This window comes from Sphaerisporangium fuscum, assembly GCF_018531465.1.
Classification (GTDB): domain Bacteria; phylum Actinomycetota; class Actinomycetes; order Streptosporangiales; family Streptosporangiaceae; genus Sphaerisporangium; species Sphaerisporangium fuscum.
The window spans coordinates 234147-245597 of record NZ_JAHDTF010000008.1 but is presented as its reverse complement, the minus strand read 5'-3'; the positions used below and the strand labels follow the sequence as shown (position 1 = coordinate 245597).

Genomic DNA, 11451 nt, shown 5'->3' with positions numbered 1-11451 from the left:
ACGGGACGGACGGCGGGCTCAGCCCTTCGTCGCCCCTGCCGTCAGGCCGCCGATGAGCTGCCGCTCGGCGACGGAGTAGAACGCGAGGGCGGGCACCATCGCGAGCACGACGTAGGCGAGGATGCGCGCGGTGTCGGAGGAGTACTGGCCGTAGAACTGCTGGACGCCGAGCGGGATGGTCCACCAGTTGGGGTCGTTGAAGACGACCAGCGGCAGGAAGAAGTTGTTCCAGCTCGCCACGACCGCGAGCACCGACACGGTGGCGAGGGCGGGCCGGGCCATCGGCAGCAGGATGCGCAGGAAGAAGCCGAAGCTCGTGCAGCCGTCGATGGTCGCGGCCTCCTCGACCTCGCGGGGGATGGTCCGGAAGAACGACCGCAGGATGATGATCGTCATCGGCAGGCCGAACGCCGCCTGCGGCAGGATCACCCCGAGCGGGTTGTCCAGCAGCCCGAGCATGCGCAGCAGGACGAACAGCGGCAGGATGGCCACGGTGAACGGGAACATCAGTCCCATCGTGAACAGCGTGAACAGGAATTCCCTGCCCCGGAAGGCGAAGCGCGCGAACACGAACGCCGCCATCGCCGACAGGCCGACCACGATGAGCGTCGTGGCGAGCGCGATCAGGACGCTGTTCAACAGCTGCCGCCAGAACGACCCCGAGGAGAGCGGGACGGTGTAGTTCTCCGGGACCCACGGCGAGGGCGGGCCGAACGGGTTGGTCGACAGCTGGCTGGTGTCCTTGAACCCGCCCACCAGCGCGAACAGCAGCGGCACGATCACGAACGCGGCGATGACGATCACGACGGTGTGCAGGGCCAGGGACCTCGCCCAGGAGCGCCGGGCACGCGGGCGGACGTGGCCGGCCGTACGAGCGGGCGCGCTCATCGCTGGTCTCCCATGGAAGTGATCGCTCCTTGAGTGTCGCGGCGCAGGACGAACCGCTGGTAGCCGAGCGCGAAGACCATGCTGATGAGGAACATGACCACGCTGATCGCGCTGCCGTAGCCGAGCTGGGACCGCTTGAAACCGAACTGGAACATGGTGACGGCCATGGTCTCGGAGGAGTGGATGGGGCCGCCGGCGGTCAGCACCCACACCAGGTCGAACAATTGGATCGCCCCGATGACCGACAGGAAGACGCTGATGCGGATCGTCGGCCCGAGCAGCGGCAGCGTGACGTACCGGAACTGCTGCCAGCTGCCGGCGCCGTCGATCGCGGCGGCCTCGCCGAGTTCCTTCGGGATCCCCTGCCGCCCGGCCAGGTAGAGGATCATGTGGAAGCCGAAGTACTTCCACGTCATCACGAGGAACAGCGACATCATGACCGTGTCCGGGTCGGCGAGCCAGGTCGACTGCAGCGACGAGAGCCCGGCCGCGGAGAGGATCTGGTTGGCCAGCCCCTCGTCCGGCGAGAGGATCATGCCGAACAGGACGCCGGTGATCACCTCGGACAGCACGTACGGCGCGAAGAAGAGCAGCCGGTAGAACGCCCGCCCGCGCATCTTCTGGTTCAGAAGCATCGCCAGGGCCAGCGACAGCGGCAGCTGGATCACCAGTGACAGCACGATGAGCAGGGCGCCGTGCCGCAGGTCTCCGATGAAGACCTCGTCGGCGAACATGCGGGTGAAGTTGTCCAGCCCGACGAAGTCCGTCGGCAGGCCGCCGAGGCCGTTCCACTTGAACAGGCTCGTGTACGCCGCGACGGCGATCGGCGCCAGCACCAGCAGCCCGAACAGCACCAGCGCCGGCAGGACGAACAGCGTGATCGTGACCAGGGTCCCGAACCTGCGGCGGCGCGCGGACGGCGCGACCGGCCGCCCGGTTCTTCGCGGCGGCCCCGCCACCGCCCGCGGTGGTGCATCCGTCAGCGCCGGACGTGTCATCTCGCTCCACTCCCGCCCGCGGGCCCGGACGTCCGTCCGTCCCGTTCCTCATGACCGCGCGCGGTCCCCGCCGCCTGCCCGGCGGGGACCCTCCGGGGCGCGTCCCTATTCGTTCTTGGCCGTCTCGGTGATGGCCTGGGTGACCTGCTCGGGGCTCTTGGAGCCGGCGATGAGCGCGGCCACGCTGTCGTTGACCTCCTGGCCCACGGCCGGCGGGTAGGCCTGGTCGAGGTAGAGCTGGAACCCGCTGGCGCCCGCGAGGGCCTTGGCCACCACGGCCAGGTTCGGGTCCTTGACGGCGTCCTCCTCGCCCTTGAGCACCGGCAGGACGGCCCCGGTCTCCACGGCCTGGCGGTGCACCTCCTTGCTGGAGATGAACTTCAGGAAGTCGACCGCCTCCTTGGGCGCGCCGGCCCCGATCGCGTACCCTCCGCCGCCGCCGAAGACGTCACCGGCCGAGCCCTTGCCGCCCTCCACCGTGGGGAAGGGGAAGAAGCCGAGGTCCTTGCCGATGCCCTTGCCGGCGTCCTTCTCGACGGTGGGCGCCCACTGGCCCATCAGCTCGATGGCCGCCTTGCCGTTGCCCATGGTCGCCGCCTGGCCGTCGGGGGTGGAGTAGGCGGCGCCGAGGAAGCCCTTCTGGAACGGCTGCAGGTCGACGAGCTCCTTCAGGTGGGCGCCGGCGGCGACGAAGCCGGGCTTGGTGAAGTCGTGGTCGACGGCGGCCTGCTTGAGCGCGTCCAGGCCGGCGACCCGCATGGCGAGGTAGGCCCAGTAGTAGTGCCCGGGCCACTTCTCCTTGCCGGCCAGGGCGATCGGCGTGATGCCCGCCGCCTTGAGCTTCTTGACGACGTCGAGGAACTCGGCCCAGGTCGTCGGGGGCGTGGTGACTCCGGCCTTGGCGAACAGCGCCTTGTTGTACCAGAACCCCACCATGCCGATGTCGGTGGGGATCCCGTAGGTCTTGGCGTCGAACTGGTAGGCCTGGAGGGCGGCCGTGGTGAAGTCGGCGATCCAGGTCGCGGCCTCGGAGGAGAGATCCTTGACCAGTCCGGCGTCGACCTGCTGTTTCAGCACGCCGCCGCCCCAGGTGGTGTAGATGTCGGGCGTCTTGCCCGACTGGGTGGCGGTAGCGATCTTCGCCTTGAAGGCCTCGTTCTCGATCGGGACGTTCTTGATCGTCACGTTCGGGTGCGCGGCCTGGTACTCCTTGACCTTCTGCGCCCAGAACGACTTCAGCGGCTCGGTGGTGGAGATGTTCCACCACTCCACGGTGACCTTCCCGCCGGAGGAGGCCGGCCCGCCCGCCGTACCGCCGGCGCCTCCCTGGCCGCCGCACGCCGCCAGCACCAACGTGCTCACCGCCAGCGCCACCACACCTCGCCGACTCAACGACATCTCCGTGGTTCCTTCCTCATCTGACGGATCGCTCCGGAAGCGCGCCGGGTTTCTTGAAAGTTTCTTTTGAACCCCCGAATATTTCGTGACCCGGAGAGTACGTAAAGTGCTCGTAACCCGTCAATAGCCGCAGAGAGACTGATTGGGCGAGCCCAGGACAGCACCCGTCGCGCCATGGACGGCGGCGGCACCTCAGGCTCGAGGGAGAGATCCCGAAAGCTTTCGGATAAACTCCGTGGCATGTCAGCGAAGAGACGGGTCACCATCGCCCTGATCGCGGAGGAGGCCGGGGTCTCCGTCCCCACGGTCTCCAAGGTCGTCAACGGCCGTCCGGAGGTCGCCCCGGAGACGCGCCGCCGCGTCGAGCGCCTGCTCCACCAGCATGGATACAAGCGGCGCACCGGGCAGAGCGACGGCCCGGTGGGCCTGGTCGACCTCGTCTTCGCCGAGATCGAGAGCCCGTGGGCCATGGAGATCATCCGGGGCGCGGAGACCGCCGCGCGCGAGGCGGAGGCCGGCGTGGTCGTCTCGGTCCTCCACACCCACTCCGGCCCCGGCCGCGACTGGCTCGACCGCATCGCCGCGCGGCGGACCGACGGCGTCGTCCTGGTCGCCTCGCGGCTCACCCGGCGCCAGCACGGCCAGCTCCTGGCCCGTTCCATCCCGTTCGTCATCGTCGACCCCGAGGGCGAGCCGGCACCCGACGTCGCCTCGGTCGGCGCCACCAACTGGCACGGCGGCCTCGCCGCCACCCGCCACCTGCTGGAGCTCGGGCACCGCCGCATCGGCATGATCGGCGGGCCGCCCGAGATGCTGTGCAGCCGCGCCCGCATCGACGGCTACCGCGCGGCCCTGGAGACCGCCGGGGTCCCGGTCGACCCCGAGCTCATCCGGCACGGCGACTTCCTTGTCGACTCCGGCTACGTGCACGGCAAGGCGTTCCTGGAGCTCCCCGACCCGCCGACCGCCATCTTCGCGGGCAGCGACATGCAGGCGTTCGGTGTGTTCGAGGCGGCCCGGCGCGCGGGGCTGCGCGTCCCGGACGACCTCAGCGTGGTCGGGTTCGACGACCTGCCGCTGGCCCGCTCGGCGTGGCCGCCGCTGACGACGGTGCGGCAGCCGCTGGAGGAGATGGCCGCCCTCGCCACGCGCATGGCCCTGGAGATCTCGCGCGGCGATACGCTCGAGACCCGCAGGGTCGAGCTGGCCACCGACCTGCTGGTCAGGGACAGCACGGCTCCCCCGGCCCCGCGGCGGGCTTGACGAAACCTTTCACCAGCCTCCGGGCGTCCTGACAGAGGGAGCCGGGAGGTCTTGACGCACGCGGCGAACCCACCTAGGTTTCAGGGCACGAAAAGTCTCGTCAATCTTCTGAAACTTTCGGGAGGGTCCGGGTGCCCAGACGAGCGTACGTCTCCCTCGCCGCCGCGCTGGCCTTGGCGACGCCGGCCGCCGCGCACGCCTCGGCCGCACCGGCGGACGCTGCCGCCGAGGTGCCCCTGGAAAGCGCTTACACGACCCAGGAAAGCGCTTCCCCTCAGATCGTGGTGGACGGGCGCACCCGATACCAGCCGATCGACGGGTTCGGCTTCTCGCAGGCGTTCCAGCGGGCGGCGCTGCTGCACGGCGCCCGGGGCCTGTCCCCCGAGCACCAGAAGGAGATCCTCGACCTGCTGCTCAGCCGTACCAAGGGCGCGGGCCTGAGCATCCTGCGGCTCGGCGTCGGCTCCTCCTCCGACGACGTGTACGACCACATGCGCTCCATCGCGCCCGACGACCCCGGCGGGCCCGGCGCCGAACCCGCCTACCAGTGGGACGGCGACGACGGCGGCCAGGTGTGGCTCGCGCGGCAGGCCAAGGCCTACGGGGTGCGCCGGTTCTACGCCGACGCCTGGAGCGCCCCGGGCTACATGAAGGACAACGGCACCGACGCCGGCGGCGGCACCCTGTGCGGCCTGAGCGGCACGAACTGCGCGAGCGGGGACTGGCGGCGCGCCTACGCCGACTACCTGGTGCAGTACGCCAGGTTCTACGCCAAGGAGGGCATCAGGATCACCGACATCGGGTTCACCAACGAGCCCGACCTGACGGTGTCCTACGCCTCGATGCGCTTCACCCCGCAGCAGGCCGCCGAGTTCGTCAAGATCCTCGGCCCGGTCGCGGCGAAGGCCGGGCTCAAGCTCGCCTGCTGCGACGCGGCCGGCTGGGCCGTCCAGGAGTCCTTCACCAAGGCGATCGAGGCCGACCCAGAGGCCCGCGGATGGGTGACCACGCACACCGGCCATCCGTACGTCGACCCGGCCGACCACCCGCTGCCCACGCGGCGGAACACCTGGATGTCGGAGTGGTCGCCCAACGGCACCACCTGGAACGAGAGCTGGGACGACGGCAGCGGGTACGACGGCCTCGCCGTGGCGTCCGCGATCCACCAGGCGCTGACCGGCGCGGGGGTCAGCGGGTACGTGTACTGGTTCGGCACGTCGCTCGGCGCCACGCGCGGCCTCATCCAGCTCGACGGCGACGCCTACCACGTCTCCAAGCGCCTGTGGGCCCTCGCCGCCTACAGCCGCTTCATCCGGCCCGGCGCGGTCCGCGTCGGGGCGAGCGTCACCGGCGACGGGCTCAAGGTGTCGGCCTTCCGCAACGCCGGCGGCGGCACGGTGGTCGAGGTCATCAACACCGGAACCGAGGCCGTCACGGCCGACCTGGGCCTGGCGACCGGCGACGCGCGCCGCGCCACCGCCTACCTCACCGACTCCGCCCACTCGCTGGCCCCGGTGGACGCCGTCCACGGCAGAGGCTCACGCCTGCGGGCCGAGCTGGCCCCGCGCTCGCTGACCACCATCGTCCTGGGCGACCGGCGCGACGGCGCCGGCCCCGCCGGCGAGGAGGCCCCGTGATCCGGGTCGCGATCGTGGGGACGGGCGGCATCGCGGGCGCCTGCCACATGCCCGCCCTCGCCGGCGAGCGCCACCGGGCGGAGGTCGTCGCGGCGGTCGACGTCGACGGCGACCGCGTGAAGGCGTTCTGCGCCGAGCACGACATCCCCCAGGCCTACACCGATCTCGGTGAGATGCTCGCCCGCGAGCGTCCCGGCCTCGTGCACGTCTGCACCCCGCCGTACCTGCACGCCCGGCAGGTGGTGGAGTGCCTGCGGGCCGGGGCGTGGGTGTGGTGCGAGAAGCCGCTGTGCCTGTCACTGGCGGAACACGATCGGATCACGGCGGCGGAGAACGGCGCCTACGCCGCCGTGGTCTTCCAGCACCGCTTCGGCTCGGGCGCCCGCCACCTGCGCGCCCTCGCCGCCGGCGGCGAGCTCGGCCGTCCCATGGTCGCCCTGTGCGTGACGGCATGGTACCGCGACGCCGCCTACTACCAGGTGCCGTGGCGGGGCACCTGGGCCACCGAGGGCGGCGGCCCCACGATGGGGCACGGCATCCACCAGATGGACCTCATGCTGTCGGTCCTCGGCGAGTGGGAGGAGATTCGGGCCATGGCGCGCCGCGTCGACCGCCCCGTGGAGACCGAGGACGTCTCGCTGGCGTCGGTACGGTTCGCCAGCGGCGCCGTGGCGTCGGTGGTCAACAGCGTGCTGTCGCGCCGCGAGGAGAGCTACCTGCGCTTCGACTTCGCCGAGGCGACCGTCGAGCTGCGGCATCTGTACGGCTACCGCAACGCCGACTGGACGTGCACCCCCGCGCGGCCGTGGCGGCCCCCGGACGATGTGCCGAGCTCCCATGCCGCCCAGCTCGCCGCCCTGCTCGACTCCTACGAGCGCGGCGAGCGGCCCGCGCTCAGCGGGGCCGAGGCGCGGCGGACGCTGGAGTTCGTCACCGGGCTGTACGCCTCGGCGTTCACCGGCAGGCCGGTGCGGCGCTCCGAGATCACCCTGGACGACCCCTTCTACCACCGCCTGGACGGAGGCCTGACGCCGTGAGCGAGCCCACGGTCGAGGACACCGGGACCGAGCTGGTCGCCGGGGCGGGCGGCGTGGAGCTGATGCGCTACGTCTACCGGCCCGAGATGCCCGCCTTCGAGGCGCCCAAGCCGTACGCCCACCCGCTGCGCACCCTGCGGGGTGACGTGGTGACCGCCTACCGGCCGCACGACCACCGCTGGCACAAGGGCCTGCAGATGACGGCCTCCCACCTGTCGGGCCAGAACTTCTGGGGCGGCGGCAGCTACGTGCGCGAGCGGGCCGGGTACGTCGACCTGCCCAACGTCGGCACGATGCGGCACGAGGAGTTCACCTCCCCCGGCCGCGAGCGGCTCACCTGGCACACCCAGGCCGGGGAGCACTGGGTGGACGAGGTGCGCGAGCTGGCCGTGCACGACGTCGAGGACGACTCGTGGGCGCTGTCGATCTCCACCTCCATGACGAACGTGCGGGGCGAGCCGCTGCGGTTCGGCAGCCCGGCGACCGAGGGCAGGCCCATGGCCGGGTACAGCGGGCTGTTCTGGCGGGGCCCGCGGTGCTTCACCGACGGCCAGGTGATCGCCGAGGACGGCCGGGGCGGGCCGGAGATGATGGGCCGGACGGCCTCGTGGCTCGCCTACACCGGCCCCCACGACGAGGTCGACCGCGCCTCCACGCTGCTGTTCATGGCGGCGCCGGGCACGACGTGGTTCGTCCGCACGACGCCGTTCGCCGCGGTCAACCCCTCGCTGGCGTTCCACGAGGAGGTCGAACTGCCCGCGGGCGCGACATGGAGCCTCCGCTACCGGGTGGTGGTCGCCGACGGGGCCTGGGACCGCGACCGGCTGGAGGAGTACGTGCTCGCCCACCCGATGAGCGGCGAGGAGGGGGACCTGTGAGCTTCCCCGGCGGGGTCGGGGTCTCGGGGCTGCGCGTCTACGACTGGCCCGCGGCCGACGGCGTCTGCGGCGGCTCCCCGCACATGCACCTGCTGTGCTCGGAGGCGTACGTCGTGGTCGAGGGCAACGGCGCGGTGCAGACGCTGACGTGGGACGGGTACGCCGAGACGCCGCTGTGGCCGGGTGCCGTGGTCTGGTTCACCCCGGGGACGATCCACCGGCTGCTGAACGACGACGGGCGGCTGCGCATCGTGGTGATCATGCAGAACAGCGGCCTTCCCGAGGCCGGGGACGCGGTGTTCACCTTCCCGCCCGCCGTGCTCGCCGACCCCGACCGGTACGCCCGGGCGGCCGCGATCGACGGCGAGGAGGGGGCCAGGCGCCGCCGCGACCTGGCGATGGAGGGCTTCCTGGAGCTGCGCCGGGCGGGCCGCGACGCCCTGGCCGCCTTCCACCGGCAGGCCGTCGAGATCGTCTCGGGGAAGCTGGACGCGTTCGAGAAGCGGTGGCGCGAGGGGGCGCTGCGCACGGCCGAGGACACCGGCGCCCAGCTCCGCGCGCTCCGCCGGGGGGACCCGGCCCACCTCAGGCGGGCCCGCGTGGTCTCCGCCCCACCCGAACCCCGCCTCGGCATGTGCGGCCGCCTCGAGACCTATCCCCACGGTGAGTGACCTTCTCCTGGTGGTGAGGCGGGCCGCGACGGCACCGGACGGGCAGGCGGTCAGGGGCGGCGGGCGGTCGTCACGGCGGTGACGATGTCCTCCGTCCACACGCCGGACGGATTGGCCGCCTCCAGCGCCCGGGCCAGCGCCTCGACGAACTCCGGCAGCCGCTCCCCCAGCCGCGCGGGGGTGGAGTAGGAGTACGACAGCTGCAGGCCGATCACGCCCTCGACGTCACGCGGCGCCGTACGGCGGAAGGTGTGCGTGGACATGCGGCTGAAGACCGACTCGGCGAGCACCTCGTCGTGATGGCGCCCGGTCTGCTGGTACGACTCGCTGTTCGCCCGCCACTCCAGGCCGAACGCCTGCCGCACGGCGTGCACGACCGGCTCCCACGGCGGCTCGCCCGGGTCGCGGGTGGGGCCGACGAGCACGACGGCGCCGTCCGGCGGGAGCAGCACGTCGAGGTCGGCGAGCACCCGGGCGCGGTCCATCCAGTGGAACGAGCGGCCCATCAGGACGTGGTCGATCCGCCCGAGGCGCAGCGCCTTCAGGCGGGAGGAGTCGCCCTGGACCCACTGGACGTTGGGCGGGCCGAGGCGCGCCCCCTCCGAGAGCATGTCGCCGCTCGGGTCGACGGCCACGACCCGGCCGGCGTGGCGCGCCAGCGGGATGGCCAGGGTGCCGGGGCCGCAGCCCAGGTCGAGCACCCGGGAACGCCGGCCGAGGCCCAGCTCCCGGGCGATGTGGTCGATGACCTCGTCGCCGTACCCCTGGCGGTACCGGCTGTAGTGCGCCGCCGCGCCGTCGAACAGCAACCGGGATTCCACGCCGACAGCCTACGGCCACGGGCGGCACCAGCGGGACGCCTCCGGCGGCGGGGGAAAGGTAAGCCTTCCGTCCACGCGGACCCTTGGATACGGGGCGGCGTCCAAAGATGGGACCATGGCCGGGTCGGATGAAGACGAAGGAAAGGTCATTTCCCGGTGAGGCGACTCCTTACGGTCCTGCTGGCGGCCTGCGCGGCGCTGGCCGTGGCCGCCGGGCCCGCCCAGGCTCACAACGTGCTGACCGGCAGCGATCCGAAGGACGGCGCCCGGCTGGCCTCCGTCCCGAGCCGGGTGACGCTGACGTTCGACCAGCCGGTCCGGGCCGACTTCGCCCAGGTGGTGCTCACCGGGCCGGACGGGGTGGCCACCAAGGCCGAGGTGGAGGTCGCGGAGGAGAAGGTCATGGCGACGGTGCCGGGGGCGTCCCCGGCGGGCTCCTACCTCGTCGGGTACCAGATCGTCTCCAACGACGGCCACCCGGTGAGCGGACAGATCCGCTTCACCGTCGGCGACGCCCCCGCGCAGTCCCCGGCCGCGCAGCCCACGGGTTCGCCGTCCCCGGCGGCGCAGGCGCCTTCCGCCGGTCCGTCGTCGGCGGGTGCCCCCGGCGGGACCGTCGCGGTCTCGGCCGCCCCGCCCGCCTCGAGCGGGTCCTGGGTGTGGGGGCTGCTCCTGGTGGCGCTGCTGCTGTCCGGGCTCGGCATCTGGGTCGTCGCCCGCGGGCCGAAGGGGCAGGGCGCGTGACCTCCGTCGACCAGACCACCGCCTCCGGCGGCGGCACCGCACGCGGGACGGGCTCTCCCGGCCGGGCGGGGGCGCGGTGGCCTGCCGCGTGGACGGCCGGGGCGGGGGGACTGCTGGCGATGCTGGTGTCCACCTGGTGGACGCTCCCGCGGGCCGTGCCGGGGATCGCCTTCCCCGGGCCTGTCGTGGAGTACGGGCTGCCCACCGCCCGCCTGGTCCTCGATCTGTGCGCCCTCGCGGCCGTCGGGCTGAGCCTGCTGCCGAGGTTCCTCGGTTTCGACGACCCCGAGCGCACCGAGCCCGTCCTGTCCCGCGCGCGCCGCTGGGCCGTCCTCGCCGCGTTCGGATGGACGATCTCCGCGCTGGTGGCCATGCTGCTCAGCGCCGCCGAGGTCACCCCCGGCCGGATCCCCGACCCGGCGACGTACGTCGACCTCATCGGCTCGGGGCAGGGCCTGGTGATCAGCGCCGCCTGCGCCCTCGTCTACACGTTCTTCGGGCTGCTGGCGGTGCGCTTCGGCGAGAAGGTGCCCGCCGAGCTGCGCGTCGTGGTCGCCCTGTTCGGCCTGCTCCCCCTGCCGGTCAGCGGCCACGCCTCGAACTGGTACTGGCACGACATCAGCATGGTGTCGATGGAGCTGCACGTGATCGGCGCCTCGGCCTGGGTGGGCGGCCTGGTCGCCCTGGCCGTGCTGCTGACGCGCGACCGCGAGCTGCTGGCCCGCGCCCTGCCGAAGTTCTCGCGGCTGGCGACGGCGGCGCTGGTGGTGGTCTCGGTCTCGGGGCTGTTCAACGGCCTGGTGGAGCTGGCGCTCTCGCCGACGACGCAGCTTCCGGGGTCGCTGTTCACCACCCGCTACGGGCAGCTCGTCGTGGCCAAGACCGTCTTCGCGGGGCTGATCGCCCTGCTCGGGGCCAACATCCGCTGGCGCCTGCTGCCCGGTGTGGCGCGGCGGGAGGCGACGGCGTTCGCGGCCTGGGCGACGCTGGAGGTCGGGGTGATGGGCCTGGCGTACGGGGTGGCGGTGGCGCTGACCCGCTCGCCGGTCGCCTGACCGCCGCCGAGAACGGACGTGCCCCGGCCGGGAGTCTCCGGCCGGGGCACGTCGGTGACGA

The 11451-nt window shown here is 72.4% G+C and carries 11 protein-coding genes; 7 read left to right on the top strand and 4 right to left on the bottom strand.

Annotated features, from left to right (window positions below; translation table 11 throughout):
- Window positions 1-18: 18 nt before the first annotated feature.
- The 3 genes from KIK05_RS11920 to KIK05_RS11910 form a co-directional block, all read right to left on the bottom strand.
- Window positions 19-888, bottom strand: coding sequence for a carbohydrate ABC transporter permease (locus KIK05_RS11920; RefSeq protein ID WP_214410702.1), 870 nt, complete (start codon window positions 886-888; stop codon window positions 19-21).
- On the bottom strand, window positions 885-1886 hold the full coding sequence (locus KIK05_RS11915) for a carbohydrate ABC transporter permease (RefSeq protein WP_214410701.1): 1002 nt from the start codon (window positions 1884-1886) through the stop codon (window positions 885-887). Before KIK05_RS11915 ends, KIK05_RS11920 begins: the two co-directional genes overlap by 4 nt.
- 105 nt (window positions 1887-1991) lie before the next feature.
- Window positions 1992-3284 carry an extracellular solute-binding protein gene (locus KIK05_RS11910; RefSeq protein WP_250562630.1) on the bottom strand — a complete coding sequence of 431 codons (1293 nt, stop codon included), beginning with the start codon at window positions 3282-3284 and terminating at the stop codon, window positions 1992-1994.
- A gap of 240 nt (window positions 3285-3524) precedes the next feature.
- On the opposite strand from KIK05_RS11910, the gene KIK05_RS11905 reads away from it, so the two are divergent.
- The 5 genes from KIK05_RS11905 to KIK05_RS11885 all read left to right on the top strand — a co-directional run bounded on the left by KIK05_RS11905 (window position 3525) and on the right by KIK05_RS11885 (window position 8770).
- Window positions 3525-4547, top strand: a complete 1023-nt coding sequence (locus KIK05_RS11905) for a LacI family DNA-binding transcriptional regulator (protein WP_214410700.1) — start codon at window positions 3525-3527, stop codon at window positions 4545-4547.
- 131 nt (window positions 4548-4678) lie between these two features.
- On the top strand, window positions 4679-6184 hold the full coding sequence (locus KIK05_RS11900; protein ID WP_308249869.1) for a glycoside hydrolase family 30 protein: 1506 nt from the start codon (window positions 4679-4681) through the stop codon (window positions 6182-6184).
- On the top strand, window positions 6184-7221 hold the full coding sequence (locus tag KIK05_RS11895; RefSeq protein WP_214410761.1) for a Gfo/Idh/MocA family protein: 1038 nt from the start codon (window positions 6184-6186) through the stop codon (window positions 7219-7221). Before KIK05_RS11900 ends, KIK05_RS11895 begins: the two co-directional genes overlap by 1 nt.
- The gene (locus KIK05_RS11890; RefSeq protein ID WP_308249868.1) at window positions 7218-8099 is read left to right on the top strand and encodes a DUF6807 domain-containing protein; all 882 of its coding nucleotides are present in this window, start codon (window positions 7218-7220) and stop codon (window positions 8097-8099) included. Before KIK05_RS11895 ends, KIK05_RS11890 begins: the two co-directional genes overlap by 4 nt.
- On the top strand, window positions 8096-8770 hold the full coding sequence (locus tag KIK05_RS11885; RefSeq protein WP_214410699.1) for a cupin domain-containing protein: 675 nt from the start codon (window positions 8096-8098) through the stop codon (window positions 8768-8770). The genes KIK05_RS11890 and KIK05_RS11885 overlap by 4 nt, the downstream gene beginning before the upstream one ends.
- 50 nt (window positions 8771-8820) lie before the next feature.
- On the opposite strand, the gene KIK05_RS11880 is transcribed toward KIK05_RS11885, so the two are convergent.
- Window positions 8821-9591: a class I SAM-dependent methyltransferase gene (locus tag KIK05_RS11880; protein WP_214410698.1), complete on the bottom strand. Its 771-nt coding sequence runs from the start codon at window positions 9589-9591 to the stop codon at window positions 8821-8823.
- Window positions 9592-9747: 156 nt separating this feature from the next.
- Between KIK05_RS11880 and KIK05_RS11875 the strand changes: the two genes are divergently transcribed.
- Both KIK05_RS11875 and KIK05_RS48830 read left to right on the top strand, forming a co-directional pair.
- On the top strand, window positions 9748-10335 hold the full coding sequence (locus KIK05_RS11875) for a copper resistance CopC family protein (protein ID WP_214410697.1): 588 nt from the start codon (window positions 9748-9750) through the stop codon (window positions 10333-10335).
- Complete coding sequence (locus KIK05_RS48830; protein ID WP_308249867.1) at window positions 10332-11390, top strand: CopD family protein; 1059 nt, start codon at window positions 10332-10334, stop codon at window positions 11388-11390. The genes KIK05_RS11875 and KIK05_RS48830 overlap by 4 nt, the downstream gene beginning before the upstream one ends.
- Window positions 11391-11451: the final 61 nt, after the last annotated feature.